This window comes from Niabella aquatica, from assembly GCF_054779315.1.
This window is the reverse complement of record NZ_BAAGYM010000008.1, coordinates 399,956-415,752: the sequence shown is the minus strand read 5'-3', so window position 1 is coordinate 415,752 and position 15,797 is coordinate 399,956. Positions and strand designations below refer to the sequence as shown.

Annotated in this window: 11 protein-coding genes; 5 read left to right on the top strand and 6 right to left on the bottom strand. The window is 42.0% G+C overall.

What is annotated here, in order from left to right; genetic code table 11:
- Position 1: 1 nt before the first annotated feature.
- From ACYVBM_RS08780 to ACYVBM_RS08765, 4 genes are read right to left on the bottom strand one after another with little or no spacing between them, the layout of a single operon-like run.
- Positions 2 to 3,388 carry a hypothetical protein gene (locus ACYVBM_RS08780; RefSeq protein WP_460685269.1) on the bottom strand — a complete coding sequence of 1,129 codons (3,387 nt, stop codon included), beginning with the start codon at positions 3,386 to 3,388 and terminating at the stop codon, positions 2 to 4.
- 11 nt (positions 3,389 to 3,399) lie between these two features.
- Positions 3,400 to 4,293: a DUF5017 domain-containing protein gene (locus ACYVBM_RS08775; RefSeq protein ID WP_460685268.1), complete on the bottom strand. Its 894-nt coding sequence runs from the start codon at positions 4,291 to 4,293 to the stop codon at positions 3,400 to 3,402.
- Between the two features lie 25 nt (positions 4,294 to 4,318).
- Positions 4,319 to 5,875, bottom strand: coding sequence for a RagB/SusD family nutrient uptake outer membrane protein (locus tag ACYVBM_RS08770; RefSeq protein ID WP_460685267.1), 1,557 nt, complete (start codon positions 5,873 to 5,875; stop codon positions 4,319 to 4,321).
- 19 nt (positions 5,876 to 5,894) lie between these two features.
- A complete protein-coding gene (locus tag ACYVBM_RS08765; RefSeq protein ID WP_460685266.1) occupies positions 5,895 to 9,050 on the bottom strand; it encodes a SusC/RagA family TonB-linked outer membrane protein in 3,156 nt (1,051 codons plus the stop codon).
- Between the two features lie 201 nt (positions 9,051 to 9,251).
- Between ACYVBM_RS08765 and ACYVBM_RS08760 the strand changes: the two genes are divergently transcribed.
- From ACYVBM_RS08760 to ACYVBM_RS08740, 5 genes are all read left to right on the top strand, one after another.
- Positions 9,252 to 10,274: a GntR family transcriptional regulator gene (locus ACYVBM_RS08760; RefSeq protein WP_460685265.1), complete on the top strand. Its 1,023-nt coding sequence runs from the start codon at positions 9,252 to 9,254 to the stop codon at positions 10,272 to 10,274.
- Between the two features lie 314 nt (positions 10,275 to 10,588).
- A complete protein-coding gene (locus tag ACYVBM_RS08755; protein ID WP_460685264.1) occupies positions 10,589 to 11,119 on the top strand; it encodes a YciE/YciF ferroxidase family protein in 531 nt (176 codons plus the stop codon).
- 499 nt (positions 11,120 to 11,618) lie between these two features.
- Positions 11,619 to 12,674 carry a beta-ketoacyl synthase N-terminal-like domain-containing protein gene (locus tag ACYVBM_RS08750; RefSeq protein WP_460685263.1) on the top strand — a complete coding sequence of 352 codons (1,056 nt, stop codon included), beginning with the start codon at positions 11,619 to 11,621 and terminating at the stop codon, positions 12,672 to 12,674.
- Positions 12,668 to 13,444 carry a polysaccharide deacetylase family protein gene (locus ACYVBM_RS08745; protein WP_460685262.1) on the top strand — a complete coding sequence of 259 codons (777 nt, stop codon included), beginning with the start codon at positions 12,668 to 12,670 and terminating at the stop codon, positions 13,442 to 13,444. Before ACYVBM_RS08750 ends, ACYVBM_RS08745 begins: the two co-directional genes overlap by 7 nt.
- The gene (locus tag ACYVBM_RS08740) at positions 13,434 to 13,802 is read left to right on the top strand and encodes a 3-hydroxyacyl-ACP dehydratase (protein ID WP_460685261.1); all 369 of its coding nucleotides are present in this window, start codon (positions 13,434 to 13,436) and stop codon (positions 13,800 to 13,802) included. Before ACYVBM_RS08745 ends, ACYVBM_RS08740 begins: the two co-directional genes overlap by 11 nt.
- 90 nt (positions 13,803 to 13,892) lie before the next feature.
- On the opposite strand, the gene ACYVBM_RS08735 is transcribed toward ACYVBM_RS08740, so the two are convergent.
- Together ACYVBM_RS08735 and ACYVBM_RS08730 are read right to left on the bottom strand one after the other, a co-directional pair.
- Complete coding sequence (locus ACYVBM_RS08735; protein ID WP_460685260.1) at positions 13,893 to 14,486, bottom strand: TetR/AcrR family transcriptional regulator; 594 nt, start codon at positions 14,484 to 14,486, stop codon at positions 13,893 to 13,895.
- 265 nt (positions 14,487 to 14,751) lie between these two features.
- Entirely contained in the window at positions 14,752 to 15,765 is a 1,014-nt protein-coding gene (locus ACYVBM_RS08730) for a zinc-binding alcohol dehydrogenase family protein (RefSeq protein ID WP_460685259.1), read from the bottom strand.
- Between the last annotated feature and the right edge of the window lie 32 nt (positions 15,766 to 15,797).

The following is a 15,797-nucleotide window of genomic DNA, read 5'->3' as shown; positions in this document are numbered from 1 at the left end:
CTTACATTTTAATTTTAAGCTCTTTTAATACTTTAGCTCCTTCTTTCACCAAGAATACCAGGTCCACTTTTTCCTCCGTTCCGATTTTCAGGAAAGACCATTCATAGGGAAATGAGCCTTTGTCGTTGTTACCGCTGCTTTGTTCCAATGAAAGGCTGGCTGTTCTGGCAGAGCCGCCCACATTAAAATCCTGATCTACAAAACCAAAAACCGAGTCCCATCCAAAGGGTGAGCGGATCCGGTACAGGAATAACCTGCCAAAAGATTTACCGAGATCAACGATCTTCATACCGTTTTTTACAGGCTTTAAACCATCAGCAGCATTGCTGTACTTTTTTAACAAAGGCACGGTTACTATCGCTATTCCTTTGGCCGGTACCTGCTTCGAAATTTTATTAGCAGCGATATACCCGCCGGAATTATTCGTTTTAATATTTGCCGCAATCGCGTTATTACTTTCATTCAGTAATACCAGGTACAGGCTGTCATCAGAAATGGCAGTCAGGTAATTGATCTCCGGCTCATCTATCTGAATAAGCCTTTTTCTAAGAAACAGAGATACTTTTTTATTCCCGATATTGCCCTGCTGCGTTCCATAGATGCGGTTACTAAACCAAACGAAACCGTTTTGCCGGGAATAAGGGAAAGTAATGGTACCGTTAGACCGCTGCACCGCTTCCGTAATCAAAAAATCCAATAAGAACGATAAATGCGCCGGCAAATGATGATAGTATATAGACGTTACATCCGGTCCTTTATAGGGGTATATGGAATCCAAGACCACATCTGTATAACCGGCGGCATAGTACCCCGGATAGTTCGTAAACCTTCCGACAACCGCGTTCCGTGCGTATATGTTGAAAATGTCATCTCCTTTGGAACCTGTCAGCCTGAGCAATGAAGGCGCCCAACTGGACATATATACATTTTGTACACCCTTCCCATCGTTAAAGTAAGTTGCAGGCTGCTCAATACCCAGCCCGACCGGCGAAACCACTACATCCAAAACCGTTTTTTCTTTCATATCGCCGGGAATGCGGGGGTATCCTAACTTAAACGGTTTGTCTTCTCTCCAAAAAACCCTGCTATTGCCCACATATTTACCTCCGGGATGAATGACCTGGGGTTCATTTTTTACAAGCGGATAGGATCTAATTCCAGCAATCGTAAAAAACGCTGCATATTTGGCCGCTGTTAAATATTTCGCATCGCCGGTGATATCATATAAATCCATTAAGTCGAACCAGGGTGGGTAAGACGAAACATTGTAAAAAGCCCAATGGCTTAAAATTTTGTTTTTTTGCCCCAACACCTCTTGAAAGATAAAAGTATTTGCCTTTTCTTTGGCAAGCGACAGCCACTCATTATCCTTTGTTAGTTTGTATGCTGCCAGATCTCCTGTCCATCCTTCCTGGGTACCGTAGCCCCCACTATACCTCGGCTTTCCGTCAGGCATGGCTATATCTTTTATCCAGGGGTTCTTGTTCCCCAACAAGGCATTAAGCCCTTCATAATAAGCTGTATTGAACTGCGATTTAAAAGGATTGAACTCGGTTATCTGTTTATTAGCACTTTGTGGCGGCGGTATCCCCCACCGATAACCTTTTCTTGACAATGTAAATTCTATAATGGGAAGCGCTCTTTTTATATACAGGTCTTCATCATTCGTTAAAACGGCTGCCGACAATACCGTTAGCGGTGATGGCTGTGCTACCTCTATCAGTTTCGCTGGGTCGGACTCAATGTCTAAAAAACCCTTGCGCTTGGCGCTCCAGCCGGATGCCGTATCGTTCTTCATTAAATCTATAATATTGAAAAAGGATTTTGTTAAAGGAGTGCTTTGCTTCCTGTAGTCTTTAACCTGAAAAATACTATCAGAAATATAATGCAGTAAATGATCCCAGCCTACAGCCGCCATCCCTAACTTAAAGGATCTGGTTATTTGAACACCTTTATTGTTATGGCTCCCTTCAAGCCCTATAATGGGCGAAAAAGCTACCGGCTGCACCTTATTATCTATGCCCTTTAAGCCCAATCCAAAATCATAGGCAGCCCATTGCCTTGAAAATTGCTCAGGATCTCCTGTAATAAAAAAACTAACCGGAAGATTAGCAGAAGTCTTTATTTCAACAATGCTTAGCGGCTGTGGGCTTAGCGCCAGTGGCACAAGCGTGGGCGCTGCCGGCAACCGCTGATACTGATACAACGGGGGCAACTGTACATTGGAAACCAATGAGCTGTCCACGCCGTTGAAAGCTTCTACCGCGATACTGTAATACCCGGCCTTTTTAGTAGTATAGGTAACGGACAAATCTACATGGGTAGCTCCCGGCCTGATGTTCCAAAGTGCTGTTAGCGCATCATTATCCGAAAGTTTATATTCTATTTCCAGAGTATTTCCTGAAGCAGCTTTTATTTTCATGGGAATAGCACGTGTTACAACACCAGCCATAAACGGGTTGGTGGCATCATCTTTTCCCAACACATAGTGTTTTTTGCCGTTTAGCAAAATATACTTTTTACTCTGTTGCGTACTGCTCCACGATGGCACGAAAGAACTATACGACACCCCGGTTTTATCCGTAGAAATTAATGATATCCGGCTGTCCTCCTGCCTGCTGTCTAAGCTAATCCACTGCCCCCCGATGTTCCCTTCTATCTTTGTAAACAGCCTGCCACCGGCATTCCCGGTAGGTTGCAATACGCTTAGGCGGATTTTATCATTCCCAATACGGCGTACCTCTTTTGAACCCGAAGGTATTTCGGAGGAAACTGAACCTTCCGAGTTTTCGCTTTCGTCTTCCATCAACCTGACCAGGCTGGGCATTACCCGAAAAACGGCTAAATCAGCGACTGCTTTGTCATTGGGATTGAATGCATCATCACCCGACAACAATATCGCGTCCACCCTGGCATGGTTCATCTTCGTATCATGTATCTTAATCACACTCTCTCCTTTCACGAGGGATACGGCGCCTACTTTCTCCCAGTAATAACCATCACGGCCGTGCTTCCCCTGCTCTGCAAGTTGTTCGTCATTGATGGATAAACGGGACAATCGGGTGCCCGGCGACTGATTTGGAAAATCCCGGGTACGCACCCAAACATTATACTTTGCTTCTTTATTTATTTTGATTACGGTCAACGCATCATTGGCAGGGGTGCTGACTACGGTAAAACCACCGGTACCTGAAACACCCGGCTCCTTTGCAAGAATCCATCCACCTTTAAACTGGAAGTCCTCAGCTTCGATTAATAAATTCTGAGCCGCGCCATCCTGAAAGAATAACCACAAAAACCCTGTAACCAGGATACCATATTTGCATACCGGTTTTAATAAAAATAAGCGAGCTATTTTTTTTAAATCTATTTTTATTTCAAACATCATTAAATAGTGGGTTATGGCTGTATTGTCAGCATTAATTCTCTTAGCACTCTTTTGGATTCCTTCAAGCCTGCATTCGTAGCTTCAAAAACTACTTTATACACTCCAGGTTTACTATATGTCGTTTTAAAATCAGGCATTGAGCCGGTAATAGTTTTTATAGCAGCACCTCTATCGGGATCAACAGCATTAGGGCGTATCTGTTTGGTAAGTATCCAATCATCATCTAACTCTACATCATTTCGCTGTGAAATAAGTTGCGCAGAATAAATTTCCCAGGTCGTAGCAACCCCTGCAAAACTAAAACGTTTCCATCCGGCTGTTGCCATATTTAATAATGGAATTGTTTTTCCTGCCTGATTGATACTATTGAGATCAAATGACCGGATAACCCACCTGTTTTGGAGTGTCAAAGGCTTAACAACATTGGTTACATAGCGAAACGCAATGACTATATTTTTATTTCCTTCTGCGAATTCATCCAATACAATATCGCCTGAAGGCGTTTGATCGGCACCCGAAGACCACACAGCCTTGTTTGTAACGTCCAACCATGTAGCAGAACGAACGTTTGCAGAATCATATACACCACTAAAATCATTTGATACCAGCAATTTAATATTGTCCTTATCTACCTGACCAAGCTGGGAAAAACTTTTAAAGTTCAGCACCAGGCTATTTCCTTCGATCTCTGTTCTCGTTCTATAATCGTAATTATTCCCATCTGCGCCTGACCAAAAAACAATATGATCCGGATTTCCAGAAAAATTAAATGATATTGTATCGCCTACCTTATATGTTTGCTTATCGGCAAATACCTCAAAATCATCAGGCATTTTCACTTCATCTCTTTTAGCGCAGGAAATGAAAATCATTAAAACAAATAAAACACTTAATACTTTATTCATAATTCAATTACTTTAAGGTTAAAAATTACCACCCGGGGTTTTGAATGATGGTTTTGTTCACCGCTATCTCTGTATTGGGTATGGGGAAAAGTACACTGCGCTCCGCAACATTTTTAGCGGCTGTAGACGCGTATTTGTAATCGGCAGGCGCGGTTGCTGCAATATCGTTTACAAAGTCCTTCATAGTACTAACATAAACGCCCCACCTGATTAAATCATGCTTTCTTAAACCTTCAAAAGCCAGTTCCCTGAAGCGCTCATTTCTAATCGTATCACGCAGGGCTGATTGTGAAATACCGGAAGGTATATCTACAGCCACATTTAGCGTATTACCGGGTATACCAAAGGCGCGCCTTCTTACCTGGTTGATAAAGCTAAGGGCATCTGCCGGCCCGTTCATTTCGTTTCCGGCTTCCGCACGCATCAATAACACATCGGCATACCTCAAAAGTGGAAAGTTTATAGCACTAAAGTCTTTGACTTTTGGAGAAAACACCTCATATTCTCTGCGCCATTTGCCCGGGTTCCTGTCATATACCTGGGTTGCCAGCCAGGTTTTTTTTGAGGTTATATTATTTACAACCTGGTACACATAAGGGGCCACGCACCAATCCCTGCGCAGGTCGCCGCTGCCGTAACTATTATACAATTTGGCGGAAGTCCTTATCATATCATAACCATAGCCTATATTCAGGTTGGTACAAGAAATTCCGTTAACAACGCCGATCCTGCCCGCTTCCTTTATCTGGGCGGCGTTGTTTCCATAAAATTCTACCTCCCAGATACTCTCTTTTACATCATACTTATCCTCACAATGGTTAATAAATATCTGCTTATAATCGGGATTTAGCTCATGAAGCCCAGAAGTAATGACACTATCGCAATAAGCTTTTGCTTCCTCATATTTTCCTGTATCGTTAAACGGATAACCCGCCATTTTTAATAACACTCTTGCTAAAATTCCCTGTACCGCGCTTTTGGATATTTTTCCTCCATAAGTAACCGATGGTACAACAAGACCTGCAGCCTCTTTCATATCCGCAACTACTTTTTCAAATATCTGTTTGGCGGGCGTTTGTGGCAGCGGGGGCTCGGCAGGTGATTTGGACGAAGTTAATTTGAAAGGCACATCGCCATACATATCTGCAAGCAGGTAGTAATAGTATGCCCTCAAAAACAGCGCCTGCCCTTTCACTTCGTTCTTAACGGCATCGGTGGTATTGGCTTTATCTACATTTTCCAGCAGCATATTAGCCCTTTCGATACCAGCATATAATGACTCATAATTCCTGTTCAGCTCCAGCGTGGAAGGGTCAATAAAATTGGCTTTGATTTCGCTAGTGGCACGGGCATAAAAAAATTCATCGCTAAAAGAAAGATTGGTGGGGATGCACTCGCCATATACCCTGGTATCCTGCAACCTGTCGTAAACACCAGCCAGGGCGCGCTCTAGGTCTGCCTGTGTATTATAATAATTTACCGGCGACAATGAATCTGGCGGCACTGTGCTCAGAAACTTTTTACAGGATACTATAAAAGGAAGCAATAGTATAACGGCTATAATATTTTTATACTGTTTCATGATTACTGAATTTAAAGAGTTAAAAGGTAAGGTTCATTCCAAACACTATTGTCCTGGCAAGCGGGTAAGCAGACCAGTCAAAGCCCGGTGTTAAAGCCGTTGGCCTCACAGACGCCGCCGGGTTGAGGCCGGAGTATTTTGTCCATGTAAGCAGGTTTTGCGCGGAACAATATACCCTTAGGGCTTTCATTTTTGCACGGCTGAGCAGCTTGTCGGAGAAATTATATCCCAACGAAACTGTTTTAAGCCGCAGGTACGAACCATCTTCTATAACACGGCTGGAATAGGCTGTAATCCCCTGGCCTATTGCACTATATAGCGTATTTGAAGGGTTATCAGGTGTCCACCTGTTTTCTACGGTTTTAAAAAGATTCAGCAGCGGCCGTCCGCTTCCCTCAAAAACCAGCCTGTTTGCATTTAATACATCATTTCCATAAGACCACTGGAAGAAAATATTCAGGTCAACTCCTTTATAATTAAAGTTATTGGTAAAGCCCCCGGTATGCACCGGGTTAGGATTGCCGATAATCGTCTGGTCCATGCTGTTTACCATTCCATCCCCGTTTATATCTTTATACTTAATATCGCCCGGGTGTATAGAAGCTGCCGTGTTCCCATTATTGGGTATTTCGGGTTTTAGCACATACTTGCCGCCGGATGTTGTAAAATCAGAAAACTGATAAATTCCATCAAACACATACCCGTAAAACATGGCAATAGGATATCCCGGGCGTGCAATATAGGGCTGAGCCGTATTATAATTGGCATTCCATGCAACCAAGGTTGTAAGAGATGGCTGATCATCGTTGAGATTTAATATCTTATTCCTGTTAAAGCTTATATTAAAGTTGCTTTCCCAGCTAAAATTCTTTGTGCTGACATTTTTAGTGATTAATGTAAATTCAAACCCGCGGTTGGAAACGTCCCCTATATTCTTGTATGCAGACCCATAGCCCGTAGATGCGGCAAGCGTTGCGTTCAGCAATAAATCGGTAGTTTTTTTATAATAATAATCGGAAATTATTTCAACCCTGTTCTTTAAAAACCCTAAATCCAAACCGACGTTTACCGATGCAGTGGTTTCCCATTTTAACTGGTCGTTTCCAAGCGTTGCCGGTATAACCCCGGTTGTAAGTGAATTATTGAACGGATATCCTGATGTGGTATTAGCGCTGTTTGATAATATGTTAACCTTGAGGCTGGGCAGGTAGGCAAAATCTGAAACCCTGTTATTGCCAATCAACCCGTAGCCTGCACGCAACTTGCCATTGGACAGGAAAGACAGCGGTTTAAACAGGTTCTCCTTTTTAAAATTCCATGCGGCAGATACAGAAGGGAAACTTCCCCACTTGTGGCCGTCAGAAAATTTAGAAGACCCGTCATACCGGAGCGATGCGGTCAGTAAATATTTATCTTTATAACTATAATTCACTCTTCCTAAAAAAGAAGCTAATGTAGAGTAAGACGCGCCCGCAAGTGCGCCGCTGACTGTACCCTCGTCCAGACCATTAATGCCAAGGCTTTCATTAGGAATTAAAATCGCCGAAACACCATCGCTCTTATTTGAATTTCGCTGTAAAGTAAATCCTGTCAGAACTACCAGGTTATGGTCTTTTATCTTCTTAGTATAGGTGAGCGTATTTTCATTTAACCAGTTGTAATAATTATAATTGCTGATAGAACCATTAACGCCATTGGTGGAACCGTATCCCGTTAGCGGGCTTCCCTGGGGCGTATTGGTATTATAAAACTTCTCATACCTTGAATTACTATTAGTAATTCCTCCTGAAATCTTTAGCCGTAAATCTTTTAAAAGTTTGTATTCCAGAAACGCATTAACCAATGACAGTTTATTGAAAAACTCATCATAGGTATTTTTAGTCCTCAATAAAGGGTTGAAACGGAAATCTGCGGTTGCTATTACATTAGGATCAAGACCGTCATTCATCAGCGCTTCATCATCTTCCCTAGTGCCGGTAACAGGGCTGTACCCCCATATATTATTCATAATATACGCTGTAGAACTTCCGCTGGTTCCTTCTGTTTGCTGGTTGGCGAGCTCACCGTACCTATTCAGGTAGCTGTAATATGCTGAAATTCCCAGCCTCAATTTATCGTTAATTACCTGGCCTAAATAAAGCTTGCCGGTGTTCCTTTTTATGCCGCTTTCAATGATGATGCCTTTTTGATCAACCGCAGAAGCGCTCAGGCTATAATTGGTTTTGGTATCGCCGCCTCTTAGCGAAAGGGTGTGACTTTGCATCGGCGCGTCCTTTATCAGCAAAGACTGCCAGTCAAACCCTTTTACATCTTTATAAGATTCCAGCGTCGGGTGTTCGCTGTTTATAAAAACTGGCCTATATACGGCATCATTGTATTCCAATTGATATTTCACAAACTCGTAAGGACTTAGCATTTCATGCCTTTTAATATTCTGCTGTACACCCGCCCATCCTTCGTAAGAAATAACCGGCTTGCCGGCTTTGCCCTTTCTAGTAGTAATAATGACCACCCCGTTCGCCGCTCTGGCGCCATAAATAGCGGTTGCTGAGGCATCTTTCAAAATGTCAATTGACTCAATATCGCTTGGATTGAGCAACCCATTAATAGACGTTTCAATAGGAAAACCATCTACTACGAATAAAGGACTGTTGTCCTGCGTTATAGAGTTAGAACCCCGAATGGTAATAAATGAATTGTTTCCCGGCTGCCCATCGGCTGAAACAACCTGAACGCCCGCCACGCGCCCTGCTAAAGCATCATCTACATTGGCCACAGGTGCTTTCTGTATGTCTTTCATGTTTACAGAACCTGCGGAGCCGGTTAAATCTTTTCGTTTCACTTCTCCATATCCAATTACCACTACATCTTCTAACGTCGATTCGGTAGGTGTCAACCGGACTGTAATAGTAGATGCCGTACCAACAGTAATGTTCTTGCTTAAATAACCTACCATAGAAACTATAACGGTTTCTCCTGCGTTTACATCAGTCAGCTTAATATATCCTACATCGTTAGCTATAACAGATTTTTTGGTTTGAGAAACAATAGCAGTTGCTTGTGGCAAAGGACTGCCATTCTCATCCAATACAATAATCGAAATACTTTTAACTTCCTGGCCATAGCAAAAGAGGCCCAGTAAAAAGCAACCGAAAAGTGTTAATGTTAATTTCATATTCAATCGTTAAATTTTAAAAACAGTATGGTCTGGTCTGGTTTGTAAAACAAACATAATACATTTTTTTAAATAATAAAATATTTTTCTTTTTTGCAGGCCGAATTTCAAGGTCTTCATTCCTGGTAATAAATAAACGTGATTATAAGTGCTGGTTTGGTTTGTATGGTCTATTAACTAAATTTGTTCAAATATTTATTTATGGTGACTGTAAACGAAAATGATTTTCAAAAAGGCGGCCCGGGCAGAATGAAATACCAACAGCTGGCAGATTATATTATCGGACTGATTGAAAATGACCAGCTCCATATAGGCGATCAGGTTCCCTCCTTAAAAAAACTCCAGCAACAATTAAAGATGAGCAAGGAAACCCTGCTGAAAGGGTTGAGCGAGCTGGTTGAGAAAGGCATTATTGAATCGGTGTACCGGAAAGGATATTTTGTACGCAAGAAAAATATTGTTCATTCTTTTCGCGTCTTCCTGCTGCTGGATAAAATGAATATCCTGCGCGAACAGTTTTACCGGAACCTTTTTAACCAACTGGAAAAACGGGCTGATATTGATATTTATTTTCACCACCACAATTACCAAGTGTTTGAAAAGCTGATAAAAGAAAACCTGGGAAAATATACTCATTATGTGATTGCCACCTTTCTTAAAGAAGATGTGGCGCCGCTCCTAAACCTGATCCCTGATAAGAAAAGAATTATTATCGACTTAAACCAGCAGGGCCTGACAGGTAATTACAGCTGCATCTACCAGGACTATGGGTATGATATTTACCACAGCCTTCATAAACTTAAAAATGAATTATGCAAATACAACCGGCTCGTGCTGGTGGCACACCCCGAAGCGGTTCATGCGCGAATGGTGATCGAAGGCTTTCTGCATTATTGCACGGAAACAGCATTCCCGTACCTGATACAATCGGAAATTGATGAAAAAAATTTGCAGAAAGGAAATGCTTATGTAACGTTTAGCCGGTACGACACCGATGATGTGGCCTTAATCAAGATGGCAAGAAAAAAGAAACTAAAACTGGGTCTGGACATTGGCCTGATCTCTTATAATGATACCGATGTGAAGGAAATACTGGAAGACGGCATCACCGTCATCTCAACAGATTTTGAAGCCATGGGCAGATCGGTTGCGCAGGCCATACTGGAAGAAAAGATCATTGTGAAACGGAATCCTACCAAAGTCATAAAACGGAGGTCCCTTTAATAAAAAAATTCACTTCTTCCTGTTACCAAAGTAAAAAATACCTGTAACAATCTTATCGCCATCCTGGCCAATATAGTAGGAGCAGATCGGTGTTGTAGGCTTACGGCGTAACAACGGTTAAAACATTTTTCAGGAATATCCCGGATAATAAAAATACAGATAAAGACTGGTACAGTTTTTTCTTATAAACAGCATAAAGCGATAGCCCTTATTATGAAAATGAAAAAATAAACCTCATGCCACACATATATTCACCCTTAATAAGGATAAAGGATTTTTCAGCATTATTTATTTACCCATAAATTGTATAAAAAATGGCAAAAGCAAGTACAACAGGAAAAATAGCTCCTGCAAAAGACGCAGCAGAAGCGTTGAAAGACTTTTTTGAAGACGGGCTTAAAGATATTTACTGGGCAGAAAAAGCATTAACAAAAGCATTACCCAAAATGCAAAAAAATGCGGCCTCAGCGAATCTGAAAAAGGCTATCGGCGACCATCTTGAAGAAACGAAAAGTCATGTAACAAGAATTGAAGAAGTATTTAAAACATTGGGCAAAAAAGCACAGGCGCAAAAATGTGATGCCATGGATGGGCTTTTGAAAGAAGGAGAAAATATTATTAAAGAAACCCAACCCGGGCCGGTAAGAGATGCCGGCATTATTGCCGCCTCACAAAAAGTAGAGCATTACGAAATTGCTACGTATGGCACACTGGCCACATATGCCAAACTATTGGGAAATAAAGAAGGTCTTAAATTACTGCTGGAAACCCTAAAGCAGGAGAAGAGCTGTGATACGCTTTTAACAAAGCTGGCAAAATCTGAAATCAACCTGAAAGCCTTATGATAAATAAAGCCGTTGTAACAGCTGTTTTAATTATTCAGCAGGCTAAAACAACCTGAATAACCGGAGAAAGTGCTGTTTTAGAGCACTCCATAGATGAAGAAATAACAGCGAGCTAAAAAGTTCGTTGCTATTTCTTCATATTTCAAATAAAAGGTGCTGCCGTGTTAGACTTATGCGGCCCGGCACGACTTATCCCCTCCCTACTTAAATTTTGGCCGCGTATCCCTTGCCTTTTCCGGTTCATAAGCACGATGCAAAGGCATTGGCCTCCAAATGCTATATATGTTGCGTACTTCATCAGGGATAGTGGGCTATTTTCTGCAGATACTTCCTGCTTTATCAGATTCTGCTGAAAAGAAGTGCCAGTACTTCCGGACCGAGAGACGCTTTGATGCCCATTAGATCGTTGCTCCATGGAGAAAAAAGAAACAAAACCAGCTCAGGGTTAACTGCCGGCAGATACATTTTTTTGATATACATTCGCACATATCCTATTTACATGCTTATTGAAAGTACAATATCTGAAGAACCAGGTCTTCCTGTTTATATAAAAGCTACCGGCGCCGTATCGCCGCAGCAGGATTTTGAAACAATGATGACGGCGCCGGCAAATTACCAGGGAGATAAGCTCCGCTGCATTGAGCCAGACTATACAAAGTATGTGGATGCGAAACTGATCCGCCGCATGAGCCGCATTATTAAAATGGGCGTAGCTGCCGCATCAGAAACGTTGCTGCAGGCTGGCATAAAAAGTCCCGATGCTATTATTACCGGAACCGCTTACGGCTGCCTGGCCGATACAGACCAGTTTTTGACAAGGATGATAGAGTTTGAAGAAACGCTGCTATCGCCAACGGCCTTTATCCAATCTACTCATAATACCGTGGCTGCGCAAATAGCCCTGATGTTACAGTGCCACAACTATAATAATACCTATGTGCACCGGGGCGCTTCGTTCGAAGCCGCATTAACAGATGCCGTTTCTTTGCTGGAAGAAGGCGAAGCACGGAACGTTTTAGTAGGGGCAGCAGATGAAATTACTGACAAAAGCCACGCTATATTGAAGCGCTTTGGGTTATATAAAACAGAAACAGAAAGCTTATTGCTTACAGACAGTAACACTAAGGGCACCATGGCTGGCGAAGGCGCCGCATTCTTTGTGCTTGACAAAAACAAGCATGGTGCGCTGGCCCGGTTAACGGCATTTAAAAATTATTACAACCCCGAAATGCCGGCGACTTCTTTAACGGAAGGTTTTCTAAAAGAAAATAACATTCCTGTTGAAGATATAGACCTGGTAATAACCGGCAATAACGGTAATAGCGGGGAAAATATACACTACAGCGAGCTGATCCGTAACCTGTTTTCAAAAAACAAGGTGATTACTTATAAACAGTACTGCGGGGAGTATCCTACATCCATTAGCTTTGCCCTGTGGATGGCATCTCATATTTTAAAAGAGAAAAAATTCGGGGAAGCCGCTGTAACCAATATCCTGGTCTACAACAATTACCTGCAAAGGTACCCGGCCCTGTACCTTTTATCTGCATGTTAAATTTCAAGAACACCAATATTACCTTTGCATTGCTGCTCCTGATGCTTATTATACTGGATATTTGCTCCGGCGTATCTCTCGCAGCTTATACACTACTGGCCATTTCCTATCTTTTATTACTTTTTTACGGCAGCTATTTTGTGCATTCGCAGTTTTATATGAAAACTATTTGCACGGCTTATACCAATGAAAAAAAAATTGCGTTTACTTTTGATGACGGCCCCCAGGAACAATACACTCCCCAAATATTACAAATACTGGCCACCTATCATATAAAAGCTACTTTTTTTTGTATCGGCAAAAATGCAGCAGCGAATAAGGAACTACTGAAAAAGTTACATCATCAGGGACATACCATTGGCTCCCATAGCCACACCCACGGTTACTGGTTCGACCTGTTATCATCAAAAAACATGCTGAAAGACCTAAAGCAAATGCACCAGTTGGTGAAGGAAACGTTGAATATTGAAATGAAATGGTTTCGCCCGCCTTATGGAGTCACAACACCTCATTTAAAAAAGGCAGTTGAAACAATGGGATATGAAGCCATTGGCTGGAATGTGCGCAGCATGGATAGCATAGCTAAAAATGAAGCAGCTTTGCTGAAAAAATTACATCGTTCTTTAAAGCCGGGAAGTATTTTTCTGTTCCATGATACGGCAGCCATTACTGTAAAGATTCTGCCTGAGTTGATAGAGCAGGTACAACAGGCGGGATATGAAATCGTTCCATTGGAGAAACTCATAAATTTGCAGCCTTATGCTGATTGAAAATTTATACACACTTGATACGTTTAGCAGCGAAGGCGGCAAGGCAATAGCAACCATAACCGTAAACGCCAATCATAAAATTTTTGAGGGTCACTTTCCCGGTCAGCCCGTATTGCCCGGGGTATGCCAGCTGCAGATCATAAAAGAACTGCTCGAACGCGCTACCGGCAAAAAATTGTTTTTATCAGAAGCCGGCAGCTTTAAGTTTCTGCAAATGGTAGATCCTGCTAAAACCAATGTCCTGGAGATAATTATAGCGTATAATTTTAACGATACATCCATAAGCGCTAACGCTACAATTAAAAGCGGGGCAGTAGTTTTTTTGAAAATGAATAGTGGAGTATTTCTGCAAAATTAAGGTAGCCTGGTAAATTTTTTGCCGGTAGCACGATCCATTGTCTTAAAATAATGCCTGCTTACCGGCTGATAAACCGCAAGTATGATTTTATCAGTCATGGATTTTTATTCCCCCAATTAAATGGGTCACCATATTATCTTCCATTTCCTGGGCGGTATGGCTTTTGGCACTGCGCTGCCAAAACTCAAGCCCACGTACCGAAGACAGAATGTTTAATACCACTACGTAAGGCATTACCGGCTTCAGTTCTCCTTTTTGAATACCGTCCTCCACGATGGCTTCCATCTGTTTCACATAATCCCGCCGATCAGTGGCAAAAATGGAAAATTTATCTCCTTCCAGGTATATCCACTGGCTTACCATAACAGAGTATTCTTCAAACCGGTTCATCATCATACGGGTGTGAAAGCGAATAAGCGACTCTATCTTTTCCAGCGAGCTGGTATCTGATTTTTGAAGATGCTCTAAATGAAGCCTGCATTCTTCAGACACACTTTCTATGATCTCTTCCAATATCTGGGCTTTGGATTCTATATGATTATACAGGCTGGCAGCTTCTATACCGATCTTTTCAGCAAGATCACGCATAGAGCTTGCAGCAAAGCCTCTCTCGCGGAACATTGCTGCCGCTGTTTGAAGAATGATCTCTTTTTTTGCTGATTTTTTACGAGCTATTGTACCCATATATCAAACCTACATTAAAAATTTTTCATTCACGAAATACACAAAGGATGAAGGAAAATTTAACAGGAATTACCTGACTGCCGAACCGGTAAGTTCCTGGCCCAAAACAATAATAAATTTACAAGAGAAAGCTGAGTTTTTTAACTTCAATTTGTTAAAAAGGTAGTACCGGTCGGCTTCATTTCAGTGTTCAGGAGGTAAGATTTATTTGATCGTCCTTTATGCTTTTATTAAAATGCCGCTTATATACCTGTAAAGCAAGCAGTTACATCTCAACCATTGCTTTAATAACACCGGTTTCAGGATTCAGCCACGATGCAAAGTGATCTTTCACCTGCTCAAAATGAACGGTATGCGTGATATATGTTTTAGGATTAACCCAACCCGCTTGCATACTTTTGATAACATGTTCAAAATCATCGCGCGTGGCATTACGGCTGCTCATCAGGGTTGATTCACGTTTATGAAACTCCGGATGGCTGAATGAGAATGGCTCTTTTTGTAACCCTATCAATACATAATTACCTCCATGTGCCAGGTAGTGAATAGCATTATTGATAGCCCTTAAATTACCGGTGGCATCAATTACAGCCGTTGGCATGTCGCCTCCTGTAATCTTTTTTAACTGATCCGTAACATCGGGATCCATAGCATTAACTGCCGCATGAACCCTCAGATTTTCTTTGCAAAACTGCAGGCGTTGCTCATTTATATCCAGCGCAATTACTTTAGCGCCTGCAATACGGGCGAATTCCATGGTGCCCAGTCCAATAGGGCCGGCGCCGATCACCAGCACAAAATCGCCGGGGCGAACATCGGCACGTCTTACCCCATGTGCTCCAATAGCAAGCGGTTCTACAAGCGCCAGCTCATCAAAGCTTAATCCTTCGCCCTGTAATAAATATTTTGAGGGTACAGAAATATATTCTTTCATGCCTCCATCAATATGAACGCCAAACACTTTTATATCAGCACAACAATTAGGTTTACCCCTGCGGCAGGCAATACAGGTGCCGCAATTAAAATAAGGAATGACGGATACCGCAGTTCCTTTTTTAAAACCGGGCGCATTATCAAAGTCCATCAACTCACCCGAAAGTTCGTGCCCTAAAATACGGGGATAACTAAAAAAAGGCTGTGTTCCTTCATAGGCATGCAGATCGGTACCACAAATGCCAATTCTTTTGATCTTTATAATAGCCTGATCCTTTTGGAGTTCAGGAACCGGGATATTTTTATATTCAAATAACCCGGGTGATGTGCATACTAATGTTCTCATTATTTACTGTTCTTTAATAAATCCGCCCAAAT

What these genes read in the sequence shown, in the direction of transcription:
- ACYVBM_RS08730 (WP_460685259.1), bottom strand. Translation starts at nt 15,765, where the DNA reads ATGAGAACATTAGTATGCACATCACCCGGGTTATTTGAATATAAAAAT.
- ACYVBM_RS08740 (WP_460685261.1), top strand. Translation starts at nt 13,434, where the DNA reads ATGCTGATTGAAAATTTATACACACTTGATACGTTTAGCAGCGAAGGC.
- ACYVBM_RS08755 (WP_460685264.1), top strand. Translation starts at nt 10,589, where the DNA reads ATGGCAAAAGCAAGTACAACAGGAAAAATAGCTCCTGCAAAAGACGCA.
- ACYVBM_RS08735 (WP_460685260.1), bottom strand. Translation starts at nt 14,486, where the DNA reads ATGGGTACAATAGCTCGTAAAAAATCAGCAAAAAAAGAGATCATTCTT.
- ACYVBM_RS08770 (WP_460685267.1), bottom strand. Translation starts at nt 5,875, where the DNA reads ATGAAACAGTATAAAAATATTATAGCCGTTATACTATTGCTTCCTTTT.
- ACYVBM_RS08775 (WP_460685268.1), bottom strand. Translation starts at nt 4,293, where the DNA reads ATGAATAAAGTATTAAGTGTTTTATTTGTTTTAATGATTTTCATTTCC.
- ACYVBM_RS08765 (WP_460685266.1), bottom strand. Translation starts at nt 9,050, where the DNA reads ATGAAATTAACATTAACACTTTTCGGTTGCTTTTTACTGGGCCTCTTT.
- ACYVBM_RS08780 (WP_460685269.1), bottom strand. Translation starts at nt 3,388, where the DNA reads ATGATGTTTGAAATAAAAATAGATTTAAAAAAAATAGCTCGCTTATTT.
- ACYVBM_RS08750 (WP_460685263.1), top strand. Translation starts at nt 11,619, where the DNA reads ATGCTTATTGAAAGTACAATATCTGAAGAACCAGGTCTTCCTGTTTAT.
- ACYVBM_RS08745 (WP_460685262.1), top strand. Translation starts at nt 12,668, where the DNA reads ATGTTAAATTTCAAGAACACCAATATTACCTTTGCATTGCTGCTCCTG.
- ACYVBM_RS08760 (WP_460685265.1), top strand. Translation starts at nt 9,252, where the DNA reads ATGGTGACTGTAAACGAAAATGATTTTCAAAAAGGCGGCCCGGGCAGA.